This window comes from Arachnia sp. (assembly GCF_057238465.1).
Genome location: NZ_DBHHFZ010000002.1, coordinates 272,611 through 299,100, shown reverse-complemented (window position 1 = coordinate 299,100; position 26,490 = coordinate 272,611). Strand labels below are relative to the sequence as shown.

The window sequence follows — 26,490 nt, the reverse complement described above, 5'->3', positions numbered from 1 at the left end:
ATGGCCACCATTCATCGCTACCCGTTCTTCTCCCACGCCACCAGCTCGGCCACCAGGGCGCTCTTCCAGGGAAGGCGCGGAAAACTGGTCAACCGCGGCGCAGGGGCCTCGTTCTGGTTCCGCCCGCTCGACACCAGCCTCTCCGAGGTGCCGGTCGACGACATGGAGTTCGGGAACATCTTCCGGGTCACCACCTCCGACCGCCAGGAGGTCAGCGTCCAGACCGCGCTCACCGTGCGTATCGCCGCCCCCGAGCTGACCGCCCGGAGGGTGGACTTCGAGATCGACCAGCGAACCGGTGAATGGACCGGCCAGCCCCTGCAGAACCTGCAGAACCGCCTCGCCGAATCCGCGAAACAGTTCGCGGCGGAAGTGGCGGCGCGGGAACCCCTCAGGACGATCCTCGACGACGGGCTGCGGCTGGTTCGCGACGCGATCGCCGAGGGTCTGACCGGGGAAGGCCAGCTCGGTGGCGCCGGCATCGAGGTGATCGGAGTCCGTGTCGTCGCGGTCAGGGCTGATGAGGAGCTCGAACGGGCCCTCCAGACCCGCATCCGGGAGGAGGCGCAGGCGGACGCGGATCGCGCCACCTACGACCGGCGGGCGCAGGCGGTCGACCGGGAGCGGGCCATCAAGGAGAACGAACTGAACAACCGCACCGAACTGGCCCGCCGCGAGGCCGAGCTCGTGGAACTCCAGGGAATGAACGAACGCCGCCGCACCGAACAGGAACTCGAACGCGACCGGCTCCGCAACGAGGCCGAAGCGGCGAACAGGCGACTCCGGGTGGAGGCCGAGGCCGACGAGGTCACCCTGATGGCCGAGGCCAGGGCCGGTGAGGTGACCCGGATGGCGGAGGCGGAGAACACCGCCCTCCAGGCCAGGCTGGCGGCGTTCTCCGCAGGGGAGCCGGCCGCGGTGCTGGCCGCCGTGGCCCCGGAGGTGCTGTCCGCGTTGCCGAGGATCGACTCGCTCACGCTCACCCCCGACCTGCTCGCCGGCGGGGTTTCCAAGCTCCTCGCGGAGGTCCGGGGATGAGCGCGCCGCGCCTCGTCGTCGTGCATCGGCGCACCCGGCTGGCCGAGCTGCTCGAGGTTCACTCCACGCTCGGTGCCGTCGAGTTCTTCCTGAGCGGCCGTGGGCTGGGGATCGAGGCCCTGCGGGCCGCCGACGAGGCGCAGCGGCGAACGCTCGACGCCGTCTCGAACGCGGTCCCGGCCCAGTGGCGTCACGCGGAGGTCGAGCGGGGGCAGCTCTCCCGGTTCCTCTTCGAACCCGATGACCTGGTGGTCGTGGTCGGGCAGGACGGCCTGATTCCCAATGTCAGCAAATACCTGCGCGACCAGCCGGTGCTCGGCATCGGCCCGGGCACGCCGGGGGTCCTGTGCCGTCACTCGCCCGGGGACCTGCGGGACCTGCTGGCGGGTCGAACCAGACCGGAAACCGAGGTTCGGACGATGGTCGAGGCGATCGTCGACGACGGGCAGCGGCTCCGGGCCCTCAATGAGATCTTCGCCGGGGACCGCGGCCACCAGTCGGCGCGCTACGACCTCAGGATCGGGAAACGCGCGGAGACGCAGTCCTCCTCCGGAGTGGTGGTGGGGACCGGGACCGGTGCCGGCGGATGGCTGGCATCGCTGTGGGGGCAGAACCGCCCCGGTTTCGGCCTGCCGGGGGCCACCTCCGGTGAACTCGCCTATTTCGTGCGGGAGGCCTGGCCGTCGGAGACCACCGGCACATCCCTCACCGCAGGGCTGCTCCCGGAGGGGGAGGGGCTGGAGCTCTCGGCCCGCTCCGCCCTCGTGGTCTTCGGAGACGGCATCGAACGCGATTTCCTGCGCCTCGAATGGGGACAGGGGCTGACCGTGCGGAAGGCCGAGGGGGGACTGAAACTCATGTGCCTGAAGTAGATTCTCTTCATGATGAATCGCCCTGTAGCCCTCGTGACCGGAGCAACCCGCGGCATCGGCCGTGCCATCGCATTCGAGCTCTCCTCGACGCACCGGATCCTGGTGGGTGGCCGCGACGCCACCCGGGTCGGGGAGCTGGTCGCCGAACTGGATGACGCGGCGCCCTTCGCCTGTGATCTGACGGACGAGGACGCGGTCGCCGCGGCCTGTGCCGGGATCGGACAGCTGAACGTGCTGGTCCACTCCGCCGGCATCGGGCGCTCGAACGACATCGGAACCGCATCCCGGGCGCTCTGGCGCGAGGTCTTCGAGACGAATGTGTTCGCCGTCGCCGATCTCACCCGTCTTCTCCTGCCCGCCCTCGAGGCCACCCGGGGGATCGTGGTGGCAATCAACTCCGGGGCCGGGTTCTTCTCGAGCCCCGGCGGGGGAGTCTATGCCGGATCCAAGTTCGCCCTGCGGGCGCTGACCGACGCCCTGCGCGAGGAGATGCGCGGAAAGGTGCGGGTCTGCTCCATCCATCCGGGGCGGACCGACACCGACATGCAGCGTGAGCTGCAGGCGGCAATGGGCAATGAACACTACGACGGTGCGCGCTACGTTGCGCCCGAATCGGTGGCGGCTGCCGTGCGGCTGGCCGTCGACACCCCGGACAACGCCACCATCGAGCAGCTGAGTATCCGCCCCAGCGTTTCCTGAGCCGGCTTCGCCGCGCCCCTGTCCGGGCGGCGCCGTGCGTCGGTCCCGGTGACTTGACTCACACCACCGCTGTGCTAGTGTATTAAGCACTTAATACGGCAAGACGGAGGATGCATGGATTTCGATGCCAGTCGCCCGATCTGGCTCCAGCTCCGAGAGGAGTTCACCAGACGGATCGTCATCGGGAGATGGCCTCCGGGCAAGCAGATCCCCGGGGTCCGGGAGCTCGCGGTCGAACTCGGGGTAAACCCGAACACCGTCCAGCGAACCCTCGCCGAGCTGGAGCGCGACGGCCTGTGCCGCTCGGAGAGAGCGGTGGGGCGGTTCATCACCGATGACGCGGAACGCATTTCCCGGCTCCGGTGCGACCTGGCGGCGGGAGCGGCGGACGAGTTCACAACCCGGGTGAAGGGTTTCGGGCTGACCGAGGCCGAAGCCGTGGCACTGATCACAGAAAGGTGGAACCAGCAATGAATGAGGGCGGCCCCAGGGGCAACGGGCCACTGATCGAGGTCCGCGGCCTGAACAAGAACTTCGGGCCGGTCCCGGCGCTCGCGGGTGTGGACCTGGAACTCGCGGGCGGGCAGGTCGTCGGTCTGCTCGGGGAGAACGGATGCGGCAAGACCACGCTGCTGAAGGTACTGGCCGGGGTCATGCAGGACCACGCCGGGCATGTGAGGATCGCGGGCAGGCGACTGGGTCCCGAAACAAAGGCGTGTGTGAGTTTCCTGCCCGATGCCAGTTATCTGAAGGACTCGGCCACCGTCTCGCAGTGCATCAAGATGTTCTCGGACTTCTTCTCGGATTTCCGGGCCGACAAGGCCAGCGACATGATCAAGTTCTTCGGCCTCGCAGAGGACATGAAACTGAAGCAGATGAGCAAGGGCATGCGTGAGAAGGCACAGATCGCCCTGGCCATGTCGCGCGACGCCAGGGTCTTCCTGCTCGACGAACCCATCTCCGGGGTCGACCCGGCCGCGCGAGACGTGATCCTCAAGGGAATCGTGCGCAACCTGGAGGCGGACGCCCTGGTCCTCATCTCAACCCACCTCATCCACGATCTCGAAGCGGTCCTCGACGCCGTCGTCATGATGCGCCACGGCAAGGTCCTGTTGACCGGGCAGGTGGACGATCTCCGCGCCGAACACGGGCTGTCCATCGACGCGCTCTTCCGAAAGGTCTACTCATGGTCCGCACACTGATCAAACACGAGGTCCTCCGCACCGGCCCCATGGTGGGCCTGATCCTCGGCGTGGGCACCCTGGTGCTGCTGGGATCGGGATTCCTGACCCATCTCAATGTTCCCGTGGTTTCCGTGGTGTTCGGGGTTTTCGGCCTCTTCCTCGTCGGGGGCATGTGGCCCTTCGTCCAGCTGGTCCTCGCGGTCGATTTCTGGCGCACATCCTGGGGGAGGATGGGATACCTGACCCACAGCCTCCCGGTCAGGGGTTCGGCGATCCTCGGCGCGCGACTGGTCTGGGGTGCCGCGGTTCAGGTGATCGCCCTGGCGTGGACGGTGTTGGCCTCGCTCGCGATGGCCTACCTGGGCGGCCCGGTCTTCCAGGGAGACGGGCCGGCCATGGAGGAGGCGATCCCGCGGTTCCTGGCCTCGCTGGGTGAGCTGCTGCCCTGGTGGCAATGGGTGTTGGTGGTGCTGCTGGCCCTGTTCCTGGGCTGGTTCTACCTCGTCACGTTCTACTTCGCCGCCACGATCGGCAGCGATCCGAAACTGGCCGGGCTCGGCTTCGTGGGGCCGATTCTGGCCTGGATCGCCAGCTATCTGGTGACCAGCATCCTGTGCTTCGGGGCGATCTTCCTTCCCATAGGTCTGACATATGCGGGCGGGGGCCTGGAACTCGGTCTCGTGGACACGCTGCACGCCTACCAGGTGCAGGAGAACAACATCATCCCCCTCGGTTGGGTGGTCGCGATGGTGGTTCTTGCTGCGGCCTTCATCCCGTGGATGGTCCACAACTGGAATCGCAGGATCTCGCTCCGGTGAACCCAGAACCCCCTGGCCCCGGTCGTGTCCAGACGCGGCCGGGGCCCGCCGCGTCTATCGTGTGGCGAATGGATCGGTACCGTGACGACGTGCTGCGCCCCGGCTGGCAGAGGGCCCACCTGAAGAAAACCCGTGACGTTCCCGTCGAGAAGGATCTCGTGGTCGAGTTCGACGACTTCTGCGGGGCCGTGGTCGGTTGGGAGAACGGCATCGTCGTGCTGGAGGACCGCAAGGGGAAGAAACGCAGCTTCCCCCTCGGACCGGGATTCCTGCTCGAGGGGGAACCGGTGGCCCTCCGCCCACCCCTGCGGACCGCGGCCCCGAAACCCCGCTACACCGCCTCCGGGTCCCGGGCATCGGAAACCCCGGAACCGGCGAGGGTGGCGCTGCCGTCCCGCATCTACGCCGAGGGACGCCACGACGCCGAACTGGTGGAGAAGGTCTGGGGCGACGACCTGCGCCACGTGGGGGTGGTGGTGGAATATCTGGGTGGCATCGACGATCTGCCCGCCATCGTCGCCGAGTTCAACCCCGGTCCGGGGCGCCGGCTGGGGGTGCTGGTCGACCACCTGGTGGCGGGCAGCAAGGAATCACGGATCGCGAAACAGGTGGCCCGAGCCGGATACCGCGACCACGTGTTCGTCACCGGACACGAGTTCATAGACATCTGGCATGCCATCAAACCCGAACGCATCGGGCGCAAGGCATGGCCGCAGGTTCCCAGGGACCAGGACTTCAAGAAGGGGACCCTCAAGGCCCTGGGCCTGCCCCACGCCGACCAGGCCGACATCGCGCGGGCGTGGCGGGCGATGCTCGCCCGGGTGCGGACCTGGCGTGATCTCGAACCCCAGCTGAACCAGCGCATGGAACTGCTGATCGATTTCGTCACGCAGGATCACCTCGACCTTGGATAGTGTGGCCCCATGGACACCGCAGCCATCCTGGAGTTGATCAAGGAGACCGCCGAAGAGGTCATCAATCCCCGGTTCCGGGCGCTGGAGCGGGCGGACGTGGAGGCGAAGACATCGCCGGATGACCTGGTCACCATCGCGGACAGGGAGGCCGAGAACCTCCTCTCCTCCGCATTGCGCCGGATCCACCCGGACGCCCTGGTGATCGGGGAGGAGGCGGTGTTCGCCAACCCGGAGCTGCGCCGGAAACTTCCCGGAGCCGAGCATGCCTTCGTCATTGACCCGATCGACGGAACCCGCAATTTCGTCGAGGGACGCCAGGAACACGGGGTGATGCTGGCTGAGACCCGAAACGGGATCACCACCCGGGGATGGATCTGGCAGCCGAGAACCGGTCGCGGGTACGTCGCCGAGAAGGGCGCCGGGGTGCGCCTCAACGACGAGCCGATCACCCCGGAACGACACGACCGGCCACCTCTCGGGGCCTCGTCCAAGACCCACGTCCAGGGGTTCACCGGGGACGGTGAACTTTCCCCGGTGGTCCGTTCCCTCTTCGCCTGCGCGTTCGACTACCCGAGGGTGCTGCACGGGGAACTCGACTTCATCCATTACACCAAGGTGATGCCGTGGGACCATCTGGCGGGATCGCTGATGGTGGTCGAGAGCGGCGGGGTTTCCAGGACCATGGACGGCACCGACTACACGGCGGCCAGCGAGGCCAGCGGCCTGCTGGTCGCCCGCGACCCCGGGGTCTGGGAGACCGCCCACCGGTGTCTGGCCGGGATGTTCGGCTGATCAGACCAGCGGCAGGTGCCGCCTGGGCACGATCCCCTTCTCGGCCAACCCCCGGTAGACCAGGGGCAACACGACCCGCATCGTGTCCTCACCGAAGGGCCAGTCCGCGGATCCAAGGGCATCCTCCAGCGCCACACCCCGGTACACGAGGTTCTCGACCGTACCCTGGACCATGGCGATCTCGGCCCGCTGCCGGAAACAGAACTCCCGGTCCACCGTCAACGCATCCCCGGTGGGCGGGGCGTGCCCGGGAACGAAACGTGTCGTCTCGGTGGAGGCCCCCATCACGTCGTCGAGGACCTTCGGCCAGCTGCCGATATCGGAGGCGGGCCCGAACTGGGGATCGCCTGCGCTCTCGATGAGATCGCCCATGAAAATGACATCCTCCCCGGGAACCACCACGACGATGTCTGCCCGGGTGTGCGCGGGACCCAGATGGAGCATCTCGAGACGAACACCCCCCAGGTCCAGGAATTTCGCCAGGGAGAACGTCTCATCCGGTGCCGGCAGCCGCGAGAGCTCGATGGCTGCCGCGGCATCCAGTACCTCGGCCTCCGGGTCGCGGAGCAGGTCCTCGTGGGCGATTGAGGTGATCCCCACCATCCCTGCCAGGCCGAACCAGTGGTCGTGATGCGGGTGGGTGACCACCACGTGGCTGACGGGCACCCCGGCGAGGCCGCGGGCCTGCTCCAGCAGCGCCGCGCCCTGCTCGGGGGTGGAACCGCAGTCGATCAGGGCGGCCCGCTGTTCACCGGCGACCAGGCCTACGCTCACCCCGTGGGGCTGGAGGACACAGAGGTGGATGGCGGGGCTCACGGATTGCCACGCACCGATGGACGACTTGTTCATGGGCCGAGATTACAGCTGCGGGCCGGATCCTCCGGCGTGCTCTACACTGGCACTCGCATGCTTCGAGTGCCAATGAGGAGGTGACCATGCTCGACGAGCGGAAGATGCAGGTGCTGCGCGCCATCGTCACGGACTACGTGGCAAGCCGGGAACCGGTTGGTTCCAAGGCCCTCGTGGAGCGACACCAGCTCGGGGTCTCCCCGGCGACGGTACGCAACGACATGGCCGTCCTCGAGGAGGAGGGCTACATCGCCCAGCCTCACACCAGCGCCGGGCGCATCCCCACCGACAAGGGTTACCGGCTCTTCGTCGACAAGCTCGCCACCATAAAACCGCTTTCGGCGGCGGAGCGGAGAGCGATCAACGCCTTCATGGCCGGCGCCCTGGATGTCAACGACCTGGTCGCCCGCACCGTCCGTCTGCTGGCCCAGCTGACCCACCAGGTCGCGATCGTGCAGTATCCCTCAACGCAACGCAGCACCATCGCCCACGCCGAACTGGTGCAGCTGACCCCGGGACGGCTCCTCGTCATCGTGGTCAGTTCCACGGGCCGGGTGGACCAGCAGCTCCTGGAGCTTCCCGGCCTGGATGTGGAGGCGGTGCACTTGGCCAACCTGAGGCTCAGGGAAGCCGCCATCGGTCACACCGCGGCCGACGCCGCGAACCGCATGGTCGTCGCCCTGGATGAGCTCGACCCGGCACGGCGCGCCCAGCTCAACCCGGTGTTCGCCGTCGCCCTCGAGCTGCTCGGGGCCGAGCCCACCGCCCAGGTCCTGGTGGCCGGCGTGCCCAATCTCGCCGGACACTCCTTCACCACGGGGCTTCGTCCGCTGCTGGAGGCGCTGGAGGAACAGGTGGTGCTGCTCCGCCTCCTCGACGAGGCCGCCAGCGACGACGTCACGGTGCGGATCGGGGCCGAGAACACCGCTGAGGGGTTCAAATCGACATCCCTGGTCGCCACGGGCTACTCGGTCGGCAGCGAACGCGCCGCCTCACTCGGGGTGGTCGGCCCCACCCGCATGGACTATCCCTCCACCATCGCATCCGTACGCGCCGTGGCGCGATACGTGAGCCGTATCCTCACGGAAGGCTGAGCATTGAGCAAGGACTACTACGACATCCTCGGGGTCGACGAGGACGCCACGACTGAGCAGATCAAGAAGGCCTACCGCCGCAAGGCCATGAAGGTGCATCCGGACGTGGCCCAGGGTGAGGATGCCGCCGAGAAGTTCAAGGAACTCAGCGAGGCCTACGAGGTGCTCAGCGATCCCAACAAACGGGCCGTCTACGACCAGGGTGGCGACCCGCTCGGACGCGGCGGTGTCGGGGGAGCGGGTGGTTTCGGAGGCGCGGGTTTCGGCGGATTCGATTTCTCCACCATCATGGACGCCATGTTCGGGGGGCAGGCCGCCGGGCGGGGCCCCCGGTCCCGGGTCCAGCAGGGCCAGAACGCGCTGGTCAGGGCCGGTCTGAAACTCCACGAAGCGGTTTTCGGATGCACGAAGTCCGTCAGGATAGACACCGCCGTGGTGTGCCCCAAGTGCCAGGGATCGGGTGGGGAGGCCGGTTCCAGACCCGTGACCTGCAGCACGTGTCGTGGCCAGGGTGAGGTGACCACGGTGCAGCGCAGCTTCATCGGGGACATCCGCACCGCGCAGCAGTGCCCCACCTGTCAGGGCTTCGGGACGATCATCCCCAATCCCTGCGGGGAATGCTCCGGGGAGGGGCGGGTGCGCAGCTCCCGCGACATCTCCGTGCGCATCCCGGCGGGGGTGTCGACGGGCAACCGGATCCACCTGGAGGGCCGCGGCGAGGTGGGCCGGGGCGGCGGTCCCGCCGGCGACCTGTACGTCGAGCTGGTCGTCGCCGAGCATGAGCGGTTCCGCCGTGACGGTGACAACCTCGAAGTGGTGATGACCCTGCCGATGACCGCTGCCGCTCTGGGCACCAGCGTCGAGCTGGCCACCCTGGAGGCCGAATGGGAGGGCTCGGATGAGGCGGACCGGAAGGTCACCGTCGACGTGCCGGCCGGGACGCAGTCGGGGGCCCGGATCCCGCTCAAGGGCCGGGGCGTGCCCAGGCTGCGCGGGGGCGGTAGGGGTGACCTGGGGGTCACCATCGTCGTCGAGACCCCACGGAAACTGGACGAGAAACAACGCGACCTGCTGCGCCAGCTCGCCGAGCTGCGCGACGAGACCACGGTGGAGGCGAAACATCCCGGTCACAAGGGCGTCAGGGGTTGGTTCAAGGAAACCTTCGGGTGAGCGACGCGCTCTTCCTCGCGCGGTTCGACCAGGTGCGGATCGGCGGGATCGTGGAGGTGACCGGGGACGAGGCCCGGCACGCAGTGGTCGTCAAACGCACGAGGCCGGGGGAAAGCGTGCTGCTGGCCGACGGCGCGGGACGGGCCGTGCGTGGGCACGTCGTCGCCGCGGAGAAGAACCGCCTGGCGGTCGAGGTGACCGAGATCCTGGAATCGCCTCCCCGGGCCCACCGGTTCGTGGTCGCCCAGGCGCTGGCCAAGGGCGACCGTTCGGAACTCGCGGTGGAGATCATGACCGAGTTGGGCGTGGACGAGATCCTCGCCTGGCAGGCGTCGCGTTCCATCGTGCGCTGGCAGGGGGAACGCGGGGCGAAAGCCCTGGGGCGCTGGGCCGCCACCGCGCGGGAGGCCACCAAACAGTCCAGGAGGTTCCGGATCCCCGAGGTCTCGGCCGCAGACACCACCAGGGTGGCGGAGCGGATCAGGGCGGCGGAACTCGCCCTGGTCCTGCACGAGTCGGCGGAGAAAACCCTGTCCCGTGTGAACCTCCCCGAGGCGGGAGAGATCCTGCTGGTCGTGGGCCCGGAGGGAGGTATCAGCCCGGATGAGCTGGAACGTTTCCAGCAGGCGGGGGCGGTGCCGGTGCGGATCAGCGACGGCGTGCTGCGCACCTCCACGGCGGGGGCCATCGCCCTCGGGCAGCTCACGGTTCTGGGGGAGCGCTGAGAATTCATTTCCGGTCCACGAGAACTGCCGCTCGACATCCGGACCGCCACACCCGGGGACATGACGCGGAGCGGAATCCCTTCCCACCCGGGGTGTCCTGACCGGGAATGGCATCAATCAACGTTTGCCGGGCAACGAATCCGCAGGGCCCCGGGGTCGATCCACACCTCCAGTGAACACGCCGCCGGGCGCAGGTCACCGTCCAGGTGAACGGCTCTCGGGATGTCCGACCCGATGAGTACGTGGGCCGTCTCCCAGCGGAGCAGTTTGCCGATGTCACGGCGGGAACGGGTCACTCCCGTGAACAGCACCGGCCACCAGTCCCGCCAGCCGTCAACCCCGAGGTGCATGACGTGCAATCTCCCGTCGTCGGGGCGCGCCCCGGGGAAGAGGGAGGCCGTCGGAACCCTCCCGACATTGCCCGCCAGAACGGTCCACGCCTCGATCGGTTGCCCGTTTATCCGCAGGGGCAACCTGCGGCGTCCCATGGTCCTGAGCCCGGCCCGGATGTAGGCAACCCAGCCGAGCCGCTGCTTCAAGTTGTTCCGGACCCCGAGGAGGGTCTCGGCATCCCGCCCCATGCCGGTGGCCACGAGGAAGGGTTCAGGGGAGCCACCATCGAGACTCGCCCATCCGAGATCCAAGGAGCGGGGGACGCCCGTCATGGCCAGGGCCGCACCCGCCAGGCCGCGGGGGATCCCGAGATTCCTGGAGTAGACGCAGGCGGTGCCCGTCGCGAGGATCCCGAGGGGCACCCCGGTGCCCGCGAGTGCCCCTGCGACGAGCCGCTGCGTACCGTCCCCGCCCGCGACGACCACGGAACCGGCCCCCTCCGACAGGGCCTGCACCACCTGTTCGGGTCCGGGGGAGTCGGGGGTGGTCGGGTAGGTGCGGACCTCACCCAGAGCTCCCAGTTCTCGTGCCGCCATCGCCGCTCCCGGATGGATCGGGTTCAGGATCAGCGCGGTGAAGGGCATGCGCCAACGGTAACCTTGCCCGGTGAGTTTCGGATTTGAAGTGGCTGTGCGTTCCGGTGGGCGGGCGCGTACCGGCACGATCCACACCCCCCACGGCGACATCCGCACCCCGGCCTTCATACCCGTCGGAACGAAGGCGAGTGTGAAGGCGGTGCTGCCGGAGGCCATGGCCGATCTCGGCGCCCAGGCGCTGCTGGCCAATGCCTATCACCTGTATCTGCAACCCGGTTCCGACCTGGTGGACGAGGCCGGTGGGCTCGGGCGTTTCATGAACTGGCCCGGCCCCACCTTCACGGATTCGGGTGGATTCCAGGTGATGAGTCTCGGCGCCGGTTTCAAGAAGGTGCTGGCGATGGACACCAAGGGGCTCGTGGGCGACGACGTCATAGCCGAGGGAAAGACGCGGCGCGCGCACGTCGACGAGGACGGCGTCACCTTCTTCAGCCACCTCAACGGCAACCGCCTCCGGTTCACCCCGGAGGTCTCGATGACCATCCAGCACCAGCTCGGCGCGGACATCATGTTCGCCTTCGACGAACTCACCACCTTGATGAACACCCGCGACTACCAGGAGGCCTCCGTGGCGCGCACCCACCGGTGGGCGATCCGGTGCCTGCGGGCCCACGCCAGCCTGACCGAGGAACGTGTCGGAAAGCCCTACCAGGCCCTGTTCGGGGTGATCCAGGGCGCCCAGTACGAGGACCTGCGCAAAAGAGCGGCCGCGGACCTGACGGCCCTCGAGGTGGATGGTTCCCGGTTCGACGGGTTCGGGCTCGGCGGGGCGCTGGAGAAGGAGAACCTGGGGCGCATCATCGGATGGATGGTCGACGAACTTCCCGAGGACCGGCCCCGGCACCTGCTCGGGATCTCCGAACCCGAGGATCTGTTCGAGGCCGTGTCCTTCGGGGCGGACACCTTCGACTGTGTCAATCCGTCCCGGGTGGCCCGCAACGCCGCCATCTACACCGCTGATGGGCGGTACAACGTGAACACCGCCAGGAACCGGCGTGCCTTCGAACCTTTGGAGGTGGGCTGCGACTGCTACACCTGCACCCACTACACCCGTGCCTACCTCCACCACCTGTTCAAGGCGAAGGAGATGCTGGCCTCCACCCTGGCCACCATCCACAACGAACGTTTCACGGTGCGCCTGGTGGACCGGATCCGCGCCAGCCTGGAGGCAGGTGAGTTCGACCTCTTCCGCAGCGAGTTCATGGGCCGCTACAGCGCCCGGAAAAGGCAGTGACGGTGTTGTACTGAGGAAACCAGGTGCGCCGAAGACGAGTTTGGGACTGCTCCACCTCGGCAGGATGAGCTGATCGCACCCGCCGGGAATTCACGAAATGGGTCGGGCAATGGCGATCGCTGGAGCGGGCTCGGCCGGGTGCCATCGAACATCTGTGCGCCCGCTATGAGCAGTGCCGGCAGAGTGAGGGCCTGGGCTGAGGTGGTTCCTCAAACCCTGGTGAGTTCGGGCTCGTGACTGCGCACCAGGCTGATCACCCGGTAGGTGAGCGGCAGCAGAGCGGCCTCCACACCGACCTTGAACAGGTAACCGACGACGATGTAGTTCAGCATGGTGCCGCCGTCGATCTGCCCGCCGAAGGCGATCAGGCAGAAGACGGTGGTGTCGGCCGCCTCACCCACCACGGTGGAGCCCAACAGGCGCTTCCACAGGCCACCTTTCTCCCGCCGCTGCTTCAGTTTCACGAGCACCCAGGCGTTCAGGAACTGCCCGACCAGATATCCCACCAGGGAGGCCGCGACGATGCGCGGGACGAAACCGAGGACGGCGACGAACGCGTCCTGGTTCTCGTAGCCGGGTGCCGCAGGGGCGGCGCCGACCGCCAGGAAGGTGAGCGATGCGAGCAGCGAGACCCCGAAACCCAGGAGAATGGCACGCCGCGCCCCTCGCATCCCGAACACCTCCGCCAGGACGTCGCCCAGCACGTAGGTGAGGGGGAACAGCAGCGCTCCACCGTCGGTGATGATCGGCAGAACCGGCAGCCCGACTGGCGACCACTCGGGGCCGAAGGCGATCAGCTTGGTGGCGGCGACGTTGGAGATCAGCAGCAGCGAGACGAACAACGCCACCACAAGGTCGTAGTTGCCGCGGGCGCGGGAGAAGGTATCCGGCTGGGTCACCGTGGAATCTTACGTCGCGGCCGGGGGATGAGTTCAAATGCGGTTTACGTCTTGAAGGCGTAGTGGTGGCAGTATTGGTTCATGGAAGACATCGTCGACTTAAACACCCAGGTTCCCGAGGAAGCCGAGCAGCTGGATCAGTTGCAGGAGGGGGACTCCCTGATCAACCGCGGCGTGGACGATGTGCTCGATGAGGGCTACACCGCCCCCGAACGGTGGTCGGTGGGCCAGGGATTCGGAAACACGCTCGCGGAGATGCAGCGAGGGGAGACCATCGAGCAACGTATCCGTCAGGAGCAACCGGAGGTCGTCCGCGACGACACGCCGTGGAATCCGGGAGGGGAGGATCGTCAGGTCGGGCGGGAACGCGCGGGGCGGCTGATGCGGGTGCAGGGCTCGGGTGGTGAGGACACACTCGGTGTGGACGTCGGGTTCGCCGGCGGGGCGGCGAGCGCCGAGGAGGCCGCCATGCACATCATCCGTGACGATCAGGACGAGGAAGACGATTTCTGATCGGGGACAGCCACGGCGAGGTCGCTGTTCCCGGACTCCCCGCCGGTCATTGCCCCACGGTGGGGACCGGCGGTTCGGCTCCTTTGTTCCGGCGCGTCCTGGGTGCCGCTGACGATGTGCGAACCACCAGGCTGGTCGGGATGGTGACCCGCCCCGGGGAGGCGCCGGGGTCGGCGATCCGGCGCAGCAACGCCTCGGCGCAGGCCACTCCGACATCGAAGGCGTGATTGTCCACGGTGGTGAGGTCCAGGAAACGGCTCCGGGCGAGCTGTGAGTTGTCGAAGCCGATCAGTGACATGTCGCCCGGGACCTCGTATCCGGTTTCGCGCAGCGCGGCGCGCGCCCCCAGGGCCATGGTGTCATTGGCCGCGAAAACCGCGGTCAACCCGGGATGTGTCCGCAACAGCTCGGTGGTTCCCAGATAACCGCCCTCCTCATTGGTCGGGTTCTTGAATCCCTGGATCAGGGGCTCCAGGCCCGCCGATTCCATGAAATCCGAGTACGCCCTGCGGCGGATGTCGGCGGAGCCACCGGCACCGGTGACGTGGCCGATGCGTTCGTGTCCCAGGCAACGCAGGTGTTCCATCAGGAGGTTCACTCCCCGGGCCTGGTCGCTGCCGATCAGGTCGGCCCCCTCGATGGTGTTGCACCGCGTGCCCTCCAGCACCGTGGGAACACCCAGGTCCTCGAAGTCCCGTCCCGGTTCCGCCGCCACGACCAGGGCGTCGACCTGGGTGTCGCGGAACCCGTCGACGGCGTTCATGGTGGTGCCGTCCAGCGTGAAGTGCTCCCTCACCGCGACGTGGAAACCGTGTGGTCCCATCGTGGTGCGCAGGCCGTTCAGCAGCTCGACGAACCACGGGTTGCGGAAGTCGTCGATCACCAGGCCGATGGTCCGTGTCCGGTTGCTGGCCAGGGAGGAGGCCGCCTGGCTGCGCCGGTAACCGAGTTTCCGGATCGCGTTCCGGACCGCCTCCCGTTTCGCCTCGGCAACCAGGGGGGAGTCGTTCAGCACCAGGGAGACCAGCGATTTCGAGACCCCGGCCTCACGCGCCACGTCGTAGATGGTCGGCCTGGGCGTGGATGACGGCGGGGTCATCTTTCTCCTTCTCGGGCGTTGACGAAGCGCTCGTAGGATTCTACACTCAAACCACTTGGAGCGCTCCAAGTAGTGATCGAGGAGGATGCATGACCATAGGAATCGCTGTCATCGGAGCCGGTATGGCGGGCAAGGCCCATGCCGCGGCCTACCGGGTCGCGCCAACGCTCTACGAATCCACGCTCCCGGACCTGCGCTACGTCTCCATCATTGACGTGAACGCCGAGGTCGGGCGGGCGGCAGCCCGACGCTACGGCTACGAACACAGCGGAACGGACTGGCGGGTCATCGCCGATGATCCCGACATCCAGGTGGTCAGCGTCGTGATCGCGAACAGCCTGCACCTCGAGGTGGTCAGGGGGCTCCTCGAGGCCGGCAAGCACGTGCTGTGCGAGAAACCGCTCTCCGACACCCTGGCCTCGGCGCGGAAAATGGCCGACCTGGCCCGGGAGGCCTCCTCGGTTGCTCGCATCGGTCTCACCTACCGGCGCCAGCCCGGTGTGGCGGCGATCAGGGACTGGATCCGGGACGGGACCCTCGGCAGGGTGCTGCACTTCTCGGGTCGCTACTGGTGCGACTACGGCTGCAACCCGATGGCGCCGATGAGCTGGCGCTACAAGGGCCCGATGGGCTCCGGTGCGCTCGCTGACGTCGGCAGCCACCTGACCTACCTGTCCGAGTTCCTCTGCGGGGAGATCACGGCCGTATCCGGCGGGGCCTTCGCCACGACGATCAAGGAACGTCCCGTGCCCCTGGGGGCCGTGGTCGGGCACGGACTGGCCGCCGTCTCCGACCGGAAGGAGACCGTGGAGAACGACGACTACGCCACCTTCACCGCGTTCTTCGGGGAGGTCCGGGGCAGCCTCGAGGCTTCCCGCGTCGCGGCCGGTTACCCGAACGGCCTCGCCTTCGAGGTGTTCTGCGAGAACGGTGCCGCCAGTTTCCACCAGGACACGCCCTCACAGGTCCGCCTGTACCTGAACGACGAGCATCCCGGCAGCAACGGCTACCGCACCGTGAACCTCGGAGCGGACCACCCCTACGTGGCCGGCGGCATGCCGATCGACGTCTCCGGTGTCGGTTTCGGCCAGAACGAGGGCTTCACCTACCAGGCCCGGGCCTTCCTGGAGGAGGTCGCGGGAATCCCGGAGGAGGAATCCCTGCCCCGCAACGCGTCCTTCGACGAAGGCGTCCACAACATGGAAATCCTCGCGGCCGTCGCCCGTTCGGCCGCGGACAACGGAAAGCAGGTGAACCTGTGAAACTCGGCGTCTACAACGCGATTCTGCACGACCGTCCCCTGGAGGATGCGGTCAAGGTGATCGCCGATCTCGGGTTGAACGGCATCGAGATCAACTCCGGCGGTTTCCTGCCCCCGGTGCACATCCCCGAGATCGATGAGATCATCGCCGACCCGGCGGCCGCGAAGGCCTATCTGGCCAGGTTCGACGGCACCGGGGTGGAGATCGCGGGCCTCAACTGCAACGGCAACCCCCTCCACCCCAATCCGGTCATCGGGGACAGGCACGCCGAGGACGTCCGCCGTTCCATCCGGGCGGCCGCCGCGCTCGGGCAGAACCGGGTGGTGACCATGTCCGGGCTGCCCGGTGGTGAGCCCGGAACCCTTTATCCGAACTGGATCGTCAACGCCTGGAACTCGGCCGCGCTCGACGTGCTCGACTACCAGTGGGAGATCGCCGCCAGGTTCTGGAGCGAGATCGACCAGCTCGCCGGGGACCACGGGGTCAAGGTGGCGCTCGAGCTGCATCCCCAGAACCTCGTGTTCAACGCCCGCGACATCCGCAAACTGGTGCAGCTGACCGGCGCGACGAACATCGGGGTCGAGATGGATGCCTCACACCTGTTCTGGCAGCAGGCCGACCCGGTGGCCGTGGTTCGTGAGCTCGGGCCGCTGATCTTCCACGCCGCCGCGAAGGACGTCCGGATCAATGTCGAGAACGCCAGGTTGAACGGCGTCCTGGACAACGGGTTCCGCCGGTTGTCCCCGGAGGAACCGCGGGTCAACCTCGGCGGCGACGAATGGGCCAACGAGTGGCCGAAGGACTCGTCGTGGGACTTCGTCGCGCTGGGCAAGGGACACGACGTGGCCTACTGGACCGAGTTCATCCGGGCCCTCCACGACGTGGATCCCGACATGTGCCTCAACATTGAGCACGAGGACACCGAACTCGGACGCATCGAAGGACTCCAGGTGGCTGCCGACGTTCTGAAATCGGCCTGGGCGGCCTTCCGGGCCGGGTGACCCGAGACCGGTCGGCCGGGTCCGGGTACCCGGCCGACCGGTTCCCGCCCGGAGCATCTAAGCTGGATCGCCATGGGCTCGGGTCGTCCGGGTCGTGAAAGGGAATCTGTGGGAGACGAAATTCAGCGGGCGAGCCGGGTGATCGCGGTCCCGGCCTCCATCGACATGGTGACGCTGCTCGGTCCCCGGGACGCCTTCCTGCAGGTTTTGGAGGACCGGCTCGCCGCGGACATCCACGTTCGTGGCAGCCAGGTGACGGTGACCGGGGAACCGGAGGACGTGGCCTCCGCCGTCGAGATCCTGACGGAACTCATCACCATAATCCGCACCGGCCAGGGGCTGAGCGAGGAAACCGTGGAGCGGGTGATCAACCTGGCTGCCGAGGACCTGAAACCTTCCGAGATCCTCACCGCCGACATCATCTCCGCTCGCGGCAGGACCGTGCGGCCCAAGACCCTCAACCAGAAACGCTACGTGGACGCCATCGACCGGCACACGGTGGTTTTCGGCATCGGTCCGGCGGGCACCGGAAAGACCTACCTGGCCATGGCGAAGGCGGTGCAGGCCCTGCAGTCCAAACAGGTGAGCCGCATCATCCTGACCCGCCCCGCGATCGAGGCGGGGGAGCGGCTGGGATTCCTGCCGGGCACCCTGAACGACAAGATCGATCCCTATCTGCGCCCCCTCTACGACGCGTTGCACGACATGGTTGAGGCCGACTCGGTGCCGAAACTCCTGACCTCCGGCACCATCGAGGTCGCGCCTTTGGCCTACATGCGCGGCCGCACCCTCAACGACGCCTTCATCATCCTGGACGAGGCCCAGAACACCTCCTCGGAGCAGATGAAGATGTTCCTCACCCGGCTCGGGTTCGGATCCAAGGTGGTGGTGACCGGTGACATCACCCAGATCGATCTTCCCGGCGGGGTGCGCAGCGGGTTGCGGCAGGTGACCGAGATCCTCGACGGAATCGACGACATCGCTTTCTGTACCCTCACCGCCCGCGACGTGGTGCGTCACCGGCTGGTCGGCAGGATTGTTGCCGCCTACGATTCCTATGACAGCATCCAACAGGGCAGGGGCGGCAGATGATCGACATCAACAACGAATCCGGGGTTCAGGCAGACGAGCTGGGTCTGGTGGCCCTGGCCCGGTTCGCCCTGAGCCGCCTGCGGATCCATCCCCAGGCGGATCTGTCCATTCTCCTGGTGGACGAGGCCACCATGGCCGAGTATCACCAGCGTTTCATGGATCTACCCGGCCCGACCGACGTGATGAGTTTCCCGATGGACGAGCTGCGGGAACCCGCCGAGGACGAGGAACCACCCCTCGGGTTGCTCGGTGACATCGTGCTCTGCCCGCAGGTGACCGCCCGGCAGGCGGCCGAGAACGGCCGGGAGCCGGCGGCGGAGGCCGAGTACCTCCTGATCCACGGCCTGCTCCACCTGCTGGGGCACGACCACGCCGAACCGGAGGAGAAGGCCGTCATGTTCGGCCTCAACGACAAGATCATCGCCGCCTGGGAGGTGGCCCGCAACAACCGCCGGAGCGACCGACCGGGAAACAGGTGACAGCGCGCCGGGCGACCCAGCCGCGGACCGCCACTAGACTGGTTGCCCAAGCGTTTCCTTTCAAAGGTTGGTTGATCACCTCCACATGCTCCAGTCCCAGTGGATAGAACTGACGGGTGCACTCGTCTGCGCGATCGTCGCATCCCTGCTCGTCGCCGTCGAAACCGCCCTCACGGGGTTCTCCCGGGGAAGGGCCGAGAAACTGGTCGAATCGGGGGCGCGCGGGGCTGAGCGGATCCGGCTGATAGCCCAGGACCCGGCCCCCTCCATCAACGCCGTGATGTTCACCCGGATGTCCTTCGAGGCGACGGCGATGGCGCTCGTGGCGTTGGTGGTCTTCCAGAACATCGAGGGCACGGCACCTCGGCTGGTGACGCTCGTGACGATCCTGCTGGTGGTGTTCTTCATACTGTGGGGGGTGGCCCCGAGAACGATCGGGAGACAGCACCCGGAACGGATCATGAGGTCCTTCGCGCCCCTGGTTTCGCTGCTGACCACGGTGCTGGGGCCGGTCGCACAGCTGATGATCCTGCTCGGGAACGCGCTGACCCCCGGGCGCGGGTTCTCGGATGGGCCGTTCGCATCGGAGGCCGAACTTCGGGACCTCGTCGACATCGCCGAGGCGAACGAGGTGATCGAGGCGCGTGAATCGAAGATGATCCACTCGGTGTTCGAGCTGGGCGACACCCTCGTCAAGGAGGTGATGGTCCCGCGCACCGACATGGTCTGGGTTCCCAGGGACCGCACCCTCAGGCAGCTGCTGTCACTGGCCCTGCGATCCGGTTTCTCCCGCATCCCCGTGGTGGGCGACGGCGGCATCGACGACGTGCTCGGCGTGGTCTACCTGAAGGACGTCACCAGGCGCATCTACGACTACCCCGACGCGGAACGCAACGAAACCGTCGGTGACCTGATGCGCCCGGCCAGTTTCGTGCCCGACTCAAAACCCGCCTCGGAGCTGCTGCGCGACATGCAGCTGCGGCACTCCCACCTGGTGATCGTCATCGACGAGTTCGGCGGCACCGCGGGCCTGTGCACGATGGAGGACATAGTCGAGGAGATCGTGGGTGAGATCGTCGACGAGTACGACCAGGAGATCCCCGCCATCGCCGAACTCCCGGAACCCGGGCACTACCGGGTCAGCTCCCGGTTGCCCGTGGATGAGCTGGGTGAGCTGTTCGGCATCCCGCTGCATGACGAGGAGGTCGACACCGTCGGCGGGTTGATGGCGAAACTCCTCAACGTGGTTCCCATCCCGGGTTCGAGCATCACCTATGAAGGCATCGAGATGGTGGCTGACCGCGCCGTGGGGCGCCGCCACCAGATAGGGACCGTCCTGGTGCGTCTCGCCCCAGAGAAATCCCAGGAGGACAAGGAGGAAATCAGTGACTGACCAGCCGTTCCGCTCCGGCTTCGCCTGTTTCGTCGGGCGGCCCAATGCGGGAAAATCCACCCTGACCAACGCCCTGGTGGGTCAGAAGATCGCGATCGCCTCCTCGAAACCCCAGACCACCAGGCACGTGGTGCGGGGCATAGTCACCCGTGACTCGGGGCAGCTGGTGCTGATCGACACCCCCGGGCTGCACCGTCCCCGCACCCTGCTGGGGGAGCGCCTAAACGATCTGGTGCGTGAAACCTGGTCCGAGGTGGACATCGTCGGCGTCTGCCTGCCCTGCGACCAGCGGATCGGTCCCGGCGACCGCTACATCGTCTCGCAGATCGCCGAGCTGTCCAACCGTCCCCTGCTGGTGGCGTTGGCAACCAAGACCGATTCGTCAGCAAGGAACGGGTGCTCTCCCACCTGGTGGACATCTCGGCGCTAGCGGACGAGCTAGGCATCCAGTGGGCCGAGGTGGTTCCCTGCTCCGCGATCAACAACGACCAGGTGGACACGGTTCGTGACGTGCTGCTGCGCCTGCTGCCGGAAGGACCGATGTACTACCCCGACGGGGAGGTCACCGACGAACCGGAGGAGACGCTGATCGCCGAGCTGATCCGGGAGGCCGCCCTCGAAGGGGTGCGTGACGAGCTTCCGCACTCCATAGCGGTGATGATCGATGAGATCCTGCCACGCCCCGACCGTCCCGAGAACAAACCCCTCCTGGACGTGTTCGCATCCATCATCGTGGAACGTGACTCCCAGAAGGGAATCATCATCGGACACAAGGGAAGCCGGTTGCGGGAGATCGGGACGGCCGCCCGTCTCCAGATCAACCGGCTGCTGGGCACCCCGGTCCACCTGAGCCTGCACGTCAAGGTGCTGCGCGAATGGCAGCGTGACACGAAATATCTGAACAGGCTCGGTTTCTAGTAGGCTTCCAGGCATGGCAGAGCGATTCCTTCTCCTTCGCTGCCGCGGCGGGGCCCAGTTCTGAACCGGCCAGCCTCCTCGCTGCGGAGCCTTCGTGTGCCTGGCTGTCATCCAGCAAGGAGAAACCAATGACCCGCATCCAGCCCAAACCCGTGCAGACCCCCACCACCATGCCCGTTGGGCGCTATCGCGCCTTCGAACCGGTGGTGGTGCCGGATCGCACCTGGCCCACCAAACGCATCACCAAAGCACCCCGCTGGTTGTCAACCGATCTGCGCGACGGCAACCAGGCCCTCGTCGACCCGATGACCCCGAACCGCAAGATGCGGATGTTCGAACTGCTCGTCGCCCTGGGCTACAAGGAGATCGAGATCGGCTTCCCGTCGGCATCCCAGACCGATTTCGACTTCGTCCGGCAGCTCATCACCGGCGGTCACGTACCCGAGGACGTGACCATCTCGGTGCTGACCCAGGCCCGGGAGGATCTGATCGCCAGGACCGCCGAGTCCCTGATCGGGGCGCACCGCGCCACCATCCACATGTACAACGCAACCGCCGAGCTGTTCCGGCGGGTGGTCTTCGGCATCGACGAGGCCGAGTGCGTGAACCTGGCCGCGCGGGGCACCGAGCTGGTCATGAAATACGCGGACAAATACCTGGATGAGGTCGAGTTCGGATACCAGTACAGCCCCGAGATCTTCACCCAGACCCCGACGGATTTCGCCGTCGAGGTGTGCAACGCCGTGGCGGAGATCTGGCAACCGGATCAGAACCGCGAGATTATTTTCAACCTGCCCGCCACCGTGGAGCGTTCCACCCCGAACACCTACGCCGACCAGATCGAGTACTTCTGCCGCAACGTCAAGAACCGGGAGTTCGTGGTGGTCTCGCTGCACCCGCACAACGACCGGGGAACTGCCGTCGCGGCCGCGGAACTGGGACAGATGGCCGGAGCAGACCGGGTGGAGGGCTGCCTGTTCGGGCACGGCGAACGCACCGGCAACGTCGACCTGGTGACGCTGGCCCTGAACCTCTACACCCAGGGTGTCGACCCGCAGCTGAACTTCCACGACATCGATCACGTGCGCCGCACCGTCGAGTACTGCACCGGCCTGCCCGTGCACCCCCGTCAACCGTACGCGGGGGACCTGGTCTACACCGCCTTCTCCGGATCCCATCAGGACGCCATCAAGAAGGGCCTGGAATCCCTGGAGAAACAGGCCGCAGCAGCAGGTAAGTCCGTCACCGAGATCGAATGGGAGGCCCCCTACCTGCCCATCGACCCGCACGACGTCGGCAGGAACTACGAGGCGGTGATCCGGGTGAACTCGCAGTCCGGCAAGGGCGGGGTGGCCTACCTGATGAAGACCGAGGCGAAGATGGAACTGCCGCGCCGCCTCCAGATGGAGTTCAGCCGCGTGGTGCAGCAGCGCACCGACGCCCAGGGCGGCGAACTCTCCCCGAAGGACATCGTCGAGATCTTCTCGTCCGAGTACCTGTCAGAGGGGGCCTGGGCGCTCACCTCCGCGGGCTCGTCGTCGCAGAACGGGCAGTTCCGCATCACCGCCACCATCAACGACCCCACGGGCCGCGACATCGAGGTGGAGGGCGAGGGCAACGGACCCGTGTCCGCCTTCGTCGACGCCCTGGCGGAGACGGGGGCCCGGGTGCGGGTCCTCGACTACTCGGAACACGCCCTCGAATCCGGGGGGGATGCGAAGGCCGCGGCCTACGTGGAGTGCGAACTCGGCACCGGGGACGATGCGCAGGTGTTCTGGGGAGTCGGGGTGGATCCGTCAATCACCAGCGCATCCATGAAGGCCATCCTCTCGGCGCTCAACCGGGCCGCCCATGCCTGAACGCGGGAAATCTTCGCGGAGACGGCTGGCGTGGGCACTCGCCATCACAGCGTGCGTGGCTGCCGCCGTCGCCGCCGAGGTGTGCCGGGAAGTGCACACCACCCGGCTGGTCACCGAGACCACCGTCACGGACAAGCTGACCGGGGAACTGCGGATCATGCAGCTCAGCGACATCCACGTGCGCGACGACCCCGCCCAGCTGGCGAGCATCGTGACCCGGGTGCGTGAGGCCGAACCGCACCTGATCGTCATCGCGGGGGACACCCTGAACACCCGCAACGAAACCCTCGACCCGCTCCACGAACTGTTCTCCCGGCTCTCGGAACTGGGAGTCCCCATGTACGCGGTCCTGGGAAACCACGACCACTGGTCGGAGGACCTGCCGCAGCTGATCGAGCTGTACGCCCGCCACGGGATCAAACTGATCGACAACGAACACGAGGTGATCACCGGGGAGTTCGGAAGCTTCACCCTGGTGGGGGCAGGTGACGCCTACACCGATCACGCCCACCTCGACCGGGCGTTGAAAGGAGCACCGGAGGGTTTCAGGTTCCTGCTGACCCATTCCCCGGAGATCCTGCCCCAGCTCGCGTCCATGAAGGAGCGCAATATCGTCTACTGGTCCGGGTGGGCGAGACATCGATACTGATCGAGCCTGGCTCGTAGACACGCCCGGCTAGCAGTGAAAGGTCAGCCACGCCGATCCCGTACGGAACCGCCACGCGGTTGCCTCGACCACCATGCGTCGATCCACCGCAGGACGACCCCGCGTCCTCACCTGCGGGAATACGTCCCGGATCAGCTCCCAGACCTCGTCCGTGATGACATCTCGCAACACCCCTCAAGGATCACCCGACTACCCAACCAAAGCATTTAGCAACACGCCCTAGGGGTCATTGGTGTGGGGTGGCGGCTTGGTGGTATTTCTTGACGACCTTGGCTCCGTTGCGATGCTTGGATTTGAGCTTCAGGCTGGGCAGGAAGTAGTTGCCGAACGCGTCGTCGAGGGTCCATATCTGGTTCAGCGGGTCCATTTCGGCGGCAGTGTCGTAGCGGTAGTAGCCGACCAGTTCGCGGACTCTGGCCCAGTTCTTCTGCTCGACGTAGCAGCCGTCGTTCTTTTGCCCGAGCGGCCTCGGGTGAAGGTGATCTTGCGGGTTTCGCAGTAGTGAAGCAGGTGGTGGTTGATGAATTCGCTGCCGTTGTCGGAGTCGATACCGCGGATCGGGAACGGGGACTGCCCGGCGGCGTGGTCGATGGCCTCGACAATCCATCGGCGGGCCCGGTTGGGCACCGATCGGTTGATGGTCCAGCCGGTGGCGATGGCGGCTAGGTCGATGGCCACGAATCCTGGTGTGGCGTCGTCCCAGTCCGCGAAGGTGCGGATCGGGATCTGGTGTTTCAACAACGATCCGGGGTTGGTATGGGTGCGGCCCCGCAACGTCATCCGTGATCGTTGGTTGGCGAGCATCCGGTCGATCGTGGCTGCTGAGATCCGCGTCAGGAGGTCGGCCTGGGCATCAGGGATGGTGATCTCCCCCTCGGCCCGCAGCAGAGGCACCAACACTGGCATGAACGGCGCGAGGATCTCGCTTGCCGGGGCCCGCAGCAACACCCAGCAGCGGACCAGAGCCGGCAGCAAGTCATCGTCGTAGACCCTGGCACGCGGCTTGCGGGGCCGTACCGGTTTGGCCACCAGCGCCTGACGCAGCGCTGCGCGGGCATAGTCACGGTGTCAGCCGGTCAAGTCGACCAACTCGTCCAAGATACGGGTCTTGCCCGCCCGGTCAGCACTGCGATACGTCAGCGCCTTCTTTCTTCGTCACGGCCTGCCGCTGACTCATCGTCAACTCCATGTTCGATCATGCCCAGTCGGAGATTCCCACGCGAGGCAACGACCCCAGCAGCTGGAGAAAACACGTGAGGCAACGCCCCCGCCCAGGCGAAGGTTCTAGATGAGTCAAGTCGAGGGGTTGCCCAGCACTGCATGGCTGTCGTAGGGTTCTCGTGTAGTCGGGCATGCTATGCCCCTATCGGGCACACGAAATGAATATCCCCATCAGCGAGTAGGTGATACATCCACCCCACTAAGACCTTCTACCCCGGAGGTATTGACATGACAGCATCCCGAAATCTCTCCCTCGCATCCTTTGCCTCAGCGGCCATCCTACTTGCCTCGGCAGCGACGCCAGCGTTTGCTACGCCTTCACCGGAGGAACCAGATGGCGCTACCAGTCCCTCGACAGCTGTTGTGGCCCCCACCACATTTGGACGGTCTGCCGAGATCATCAGCCCCGATTCCTCACCTGATGACCGAGCAGCCGATCTGACCGCCCAAGATGAGGAGGTCCTCGCCTACTGGACGCCGGAGCGTCTTGCTTCTGCCGTCCCCTATGAGCCTTCTACGACCCCGACCGCTGAGGAATCGATGGGCGGCACCCCAACCGGTCCCGAGGGGTCAACGCCCCCAGCCGAACCGCTGAAGGTGTCACCTTCCGAAATGCGTTCAGAGACAACAGTCCTCGCTTCCGACTCCAGCATGGGGATCACTCCCCAAGCAACCCCAGTGACGAATTTCCCGAACACGAACGGAAAGCTGTTCTTCAACGGCTACGGTACGGGCAATGCATACTGTTCTGCCTCCGCCTTGAACACGGATACCAAGCGGGTCATCATCACGGCGGGCCACTGCGTCTATGATAATGGTGCATGGATGCAGAATGTCGTTTTTGTTCCCAACTATGACAAGCGCAACGCCGACCCCGATCCGGTGGGGATCTGGACAGTGCATACACTGCGCGCCTTCAACGTGTGGATCAGTAATCACTACTACACCCATGATGTCGGTATGGCCACGCTGAACAATGGCGGAGACAACGGTCAACGCATTGTTGACGCGGTCGGCGGTCACGGAATGCGCTGGAACGGCTCGTATGCCTTCGACGTGTCAATATTCGGATACCCGAGCAACAAAACCAACCCAGACGGACGATACACCATGTGGGCTTGCTGGGGCACCACCTTTCGATCGGATCACTGGGTCTCGATCAACGGTTGCGCATTCGGCCCAGGTGCGTCAGGAGGACCTTGGCTGCATGAATTTAGCAACGCATCGGGGCTCGGCTACGTCAGATCTGTGACTTCGTCGTGGTCCCCCGGAACTGGACAGAATTGGGCCCCCTACTTTACCGATGACATGAAAGCGATGAAAGACGCGACGAACGGGGACTGGTAATGCGCAGGCGGTGGACCACGGCTATCGGAGCAATCACTGGGATCATGATGATCGCGTCTTCCTCCTCAGGCTGCTCATGTTCCAGAACCTCCCCGGATGCAGGGTCCACCGCCACGCACCCCCTTCAAAGTGGCAGCGCTGCGCCTCAGGTCATGAGCTCACGCGACGACTTACAATCGCCCACCCCGCTCGCTTGGGATTCGTGGCGAGAAACCGCACCCACCACCATTGAGGTCACCTTTCTGTCAGGGCCTGCGTCATGCACCGGCATTCATGCAACGGTTGTTGAAACCACAAATGACATCACCATCGATCTGATGCAGGGTGCACTTCCAGGAAGTGTCAATTGCCCGGCGATCGCC

Annotated in this window: 28 protein-coding genes and 1 pseudogene; 22 read left to right on the top strand and 7 right to left on the bottom strand. The window is 66.3% G+C overall.

Annotation, left to right across the window (positions count from 1 at the left end):
- The 8 genes from ACO6D6_RS03640 to ACO6D6_RS03605 all read left to right on the top strand — a co-directional run bounded on the left by ACO6D6_RS03640 (position 1) and on the right by ACO6D6_RS03605 (position 6,317).
- Positions 1-1,038, top strand: coding sequence for an SPFH domain-containing protein (locus ACO6D6_RS03640; protein ID WP_484783311.1), 1,038 nt, complete (start codon positions 1-3; stop codon positions 1,036-1,038).
- Positions 1,035-1,910, top strand: a complete 876-nt coding sequence (locus ACO6D6_RS03635) for a hypothetical protein (RefSeq protein ID WP_484783310.1) — start codon at positions 1,035-1,037, stop codon at positions 1,908-1,910. The genes ACO6D6_RS03640 and ACO6D6_RS03635 overlap by 4 nt, the downstream gene beginning before the upstream one ends.
- 9 nt (positions 1,911-1,919) lie before the next feature.
- A complete protein-coding gene (locus ACO6D6_RS03630) occupies positions 1,920-2,609 on the top strand; it encodes an SDR family oxidoreductase (RefSeq protein ID WP_484783309.1) in 690 nt (229 codons plus the stop codon).
- Between the two features lie 114 nt (positions 2,610-2,723).
- Positions 2,724-3,083 (top strand): GntR family transcriptional regulator, encoded by a 360-nt coding sequence (locus ACO6D6_RS03625; protein WP_484783307.1) that lies wholly within the window; start codon positions 2,724-2,726, stop codon positions 3,081-3,083.
- Complete coding sequence (locus ACO6D6_RS03620) at positions 3,080-3,811, top strand: ABC transporter ATP-binding protein (RefSeq protein WP_484783306.1); 732 nt, start codon at positions 3,080-3,082, stop codon at positions 3,809-3,811. Before ACO6D6_RS03625 ends, ACO6D6_RS03620 begins: the two co-directional genes overlap by 4 nt.
- Positions 3,796-4,611 carry a hypothetical protein gene (locus ACO6D6_RS03615; RefSeq protein WP_484783305.1) on the top strand — a complete coding sequence of 272 codons (816 nt, stop codon included), beginning with the start codon at positions 3,796-3,798 and terminating at the stop codon, positions 4,609-4,611. The genes ACO6D6_RS03620 and ACO6D6_RS03615 overlap by 16 nt, the downstream gene beginning before the upstream one ends.
- Positions 4,612-4,679: 68 nt before the next feature.
- Positions 4,680-5,525 carry a DUF3097 domain-containing protein gene (locus ACO6D6_RS03610; RefSeq protein ID WP_484783304.1) on the top strand — a complete coding sequence of 282 codons (846 nt, stop codon included), beginning with the start codon at positions 4,680-4,682 and terminating at the stop codon, positions 5,523-5,525.
- 9 nt (positions 5,526-5,534) lie between these two features.
- Positions 5,535-6,317 (top strand): inositol monophosphatase family protein, encoded by a 783-nt coding sequence (locus ACO6D6_RS03605; RefSeq protein WP_484783303.1) that lies wholly within the window; start codon positions 5,535-5,537, stop codon positions 6,315-6,317.
- Here the strand turns inward: ACO6D6_RS03605 and ACO6D6_RS03600 are convergent, their stop codons facing one another.
- Positions 6,318-7,166: an MBL fold metallo-hydrolase gene (locus tag ACO6D6_RS03600; RefSeq protein ID WP_484783301.1), complete on the bottom strand. Its 849-nt coding sequence runs from the start codon at positions 7,164-7,166 to the stop codon at positions 6,318-6,320.
- A gap of 86 nt (positions 7,167-7,252) precedes the next feature.
- Here ACO6D6_RS03600 and hrcA point away from each other — a divergent pair, with 86 nt between their 5' ends.
- From hrcA to ACO6D6_RS03585, 3 genes are read left to right on the top strand one after another with little or no spacing between them, the layout of a single operon-like run.
- Positions 7,253-8,260 carry a heat-inducible transcriptional repressor HrcA gene (hrcA, locus tag ACO6D6_RS03595; RefSeq protein ID WP_484783299.1) on the top strand — a complete coding sequence of 336 codons (1,008 nt, stop codon included), beginning with the start codon at positions 7,253-7,255 and terminating at the stop codon, positions 8,258-8,260.
- Between the two features lie 3 nt (positions 8,261-8,263).
- Entirely contained in the window at positions 8,264-9,430 is a 1,167-nt protein-coding gene (gene dnaJ, locus ACO6D6_RS03590) for a molecular chaperone DnaJ (RefSeq protein ID WP_484783297.1), read from the top strand.
- Complete coding sequence (locus ACO6D6_RS03585; protein ID WP_484783296.1) at positions 9,427-10,155, top strand: 16S rRNA (uracil(1498)-N(3))-methyltransferase; 729 nt, start codon at positions 9,427-9,429, stop codon at positions 10,153-10,155. Before dnaJ ends, ACO6D6_RS03585 begins: the two co-directional genes overlap by 4 nt.
- Positions 10,156-10,268: 113 nt before the next feature.
- Here ACO6D6_RS03585 and ACO6D6_RS03580 read toward each other — a convergent pair whose 3' ends face one another.
- Entirely contained in the window at positions 10,269-11,132 is an 864-nt protein-coding gene (locus ACO6D6_RS03580) for a diacylglycerol/lipid kinase family protein (protein WP_484783295.1), read from the bottom strand.
- Positions 11,133-11,154: 22 nt separating this feature from the next.
- Here ACO6D6_RS03580 and tgt point away from each other — a divergent pair, with 22 nt between their 5' ends.
- Entirely contained in the window at positions 11,155-12,378 is a 1,224-nt protein-coding gene (tgt, locus tag ACO6D6_RS03575) for a tRNA guanosine(34) transglycosylase Tgt (protein ID WP_484783293.1), read from the top strand.
- Between the two features lie 209 nt (positions 12,379-12,587).
- On the opposite strand, the gene ACO6D6_RS03570 is transcribed toward tgt, so the two are convergent.
- Positions 12,588-13,277, bottom strand: a complete 690-nt coding sequence (locus tag ACO6D6_RS03570) for a queuosine precursor transporter (RefSeq protein WP_484783292.1) — start codon at positions 13,275-13,277, stop codon at positions 12,588-12,590.
- A gap of 81 nt (positions 13,278-13,358) precedes the next feature.
- Between ACO6D6_RS03570 and ACO6D6_RS03565 the strand changes: the two genes are divergently transcribed.
- A complete protein-coding gene (locus ACO6D6_RS03565) occupies positions 13,359-13,790 on the top strand; it encodes a DUF5709 domain-containing protein (protein ID WP_484783290.1) in 432 nt (143 codons plus the stop codon).
- A 46-nt stretch (positions 13,791-13,836) separates the two neighbouring features.
- On the opposite strand, the gene ACO6D6_RS03560 is transcribed toward ACO6D6_RS03565, so the two are convergent.
- Complete coding sequence (locus ACO6D6_RS03560; protein ID WP_484783288.1) at positions 13,837-14,889, bottom strand: LacI family DNA-binding transcriptional regulator; 1,053 nt, start codon at positions 14,887-14,889, stop codon at positions 13,837-13,839.
- Between the two features lie 89 nt (positions 14,890-14,978).
- Here ACO6D6_RS03560 and ACO6D6_RS03555 point away from each other — a divergent pair, with 89 nt between their 5' ends.
- The 8 genes and pseudogenes from ACO6D6_RS03555 to ACO6D6_RS03520 all read left to right on the top strand — a co-directional run bounded on the left by ACO6D6_RS03555 (position 14,979) and on the right by ACO6D6_RS03520 (position 23,542).
- Positions 14,979-16,151 carry a Gfo/Idh/MocA family protein gene (locus tag ACO6D6_RS03555; protein ID WP_484783287.1) on the top strand — a complete coding sequence of 391 codons (1,173 nt, stop codon included), beginning with the start codon at positions 14,979-14,981 and terminating at the stop codon, positions 16,149-16,151.
- The gene (locus tag ACO6D6_RS03550; protein ID WP_484783285.1) at positions 16,148-17,152 is read left to right on the top strand and encodes a sugar phosphate isomerase/epimerase family protein; all 1,005 of its coding nucleotides are present in this window, start codon (positions 16,148-16,150) and stop codon (positions 17,150-17,152) included. The genes ACO6D6_RS03555 and ACO6D6_RS03550 overlap by 4 nt, the downstream gene beginning before the upstream one ends.
- 165 nt (positions 17,153-17,317) lie before the next feature.
- Positions 17,318-18,244, top strand: a complete 927-nt coding sequence (locus ACO6D6_RS03545; protein ID WP_484783420.1) for a PhoH family protein — start codon at positions 17,318-17,320, stop codon at positions 18,242-18,244.
- Complete coding sequence (ybeY, locus tag ACO6D6_RS03540; protein WP_484783284.1) at positions 18,241-18,723, top strand: rRNA maturation RNase YbeY; 483 nt, start codon at positions 18,241-18,243, stop codon at positions 18,721-18,723. The genes ACO6D6_RS03545 and ybeY overlap by 4 nt, the downstream gene beginning before the upstream one ends.
- A gap of 85 nt (positions 18,724-18,808) precedes the next feature.
- The gene (locus ACO6D6_RS03535) at positions 18,809-20,116 is read left to right on the top strand and encodes a hemolysin family protein (protein WP_484783282.1); all 1,308 of its coding nucleotides are present in this window, start codon (positions 18,809-18,811) and stop codon (positions 20,114-20,116) included.
- Positions 20,109-21,034 (top strand): annotated as a pseudogene (era, locus tag ACO6D6_RS03530) (GTPase Era). The gene ACO6D6_RS03535 and the pseudogene era overlap by 8 nt, the downstream one beginning before the upstream one ends.
- 128 nt (positions 21,035-21,162) lie before the next feature.
- Positions 21,163-22,893: a 2-isopropylmalate synthase gene (gene leuA, locus ACO6D6_RS03525; protein WP_484783280.1), complete on the top strand. Its 1,731-nt coding sequence runs from the start codon at positions 21,163-21,165 to the stop codon at positions 22,891-22,893.
- A complete protein-coding gene (locus ACO6D6_RS03520; protein ID WP_484783278.1) occupies positions 22,886-23,542 on the top strand; it encodes a metallophosphoesterase in 657 nt (218 codons plus the stop codon). Before leuA ends, ACO6D6_RS03520 begins: the two co-directional genes overlap by 8 nt.
- Positions 23,543-23,569: 27 nt before the next feature.
- Here ACO6D6_RS03520 and ACO6D6_RS03515 read toward each other — a convergent pair whose 3' ends face one another.
- The 3 genes from ACO6D6_RS03515 to ACO6D6_RS03505 are packed head-to-tail and all read right to left on the bottom strand — an operon-like array spanning position 23,570 to position 24,589.
- A complete protein-coding gene (locus ACO6D6_RS03515; protein WP_484783276.1) occupies positions 23,570-23,731 on the bottom strand; it encodes a transposase in 162 nt (53 codons plus the stop codon).
- A gap of 55 nt (positions 23,732-23,786) precedes the next feature.
- Positions 23,787-23,927: a hypothetical protein gene (locus ACO6D6_RS03510; protein ID WP_484783275.1), complete on the bottom strand. Its 141-nt coding sequence runs from the start codon at positions 23,925-23,927 to the stop codon at positions 23,787-23,789.
- Positions 23,915-24,589 carry a hypothetical protein gene (locus ACO6D6_RS03505; RefSeq protein WP_484783274.1) on the bottom strand — a complete coding sequence of 225 codons (675 nt, stop codon included), beginning with the start codon at positions 24,587-24,589 and terminating at the stop codon, positions 23,915-23,917. Before ACO6D6_RS03505 ends, ACO6D6_RS03510 begins: the two co-directional genes overlap by 13 nt.
- A gap of 420 nt (positions 24,590-25,009) precedes the next feature.
- Here ACO6D6_RS03505 and ACO6D6_RS03500 point away from each other — a divergent pair, with 420 nt between their 5' ends.
- Positions 25,010-26,128, top strand: coding sequence for a trypsin-like serine peptidase (locus tag ACO6D6_RS03500; RefSeq protein WP_484783272.1), 1,119 nt, complete (start codon positions 25,010-25,012; stop codon positions 26,126-26,128).
- Positions 26,129-26,490: the final 362 nt, after the last annotated feature.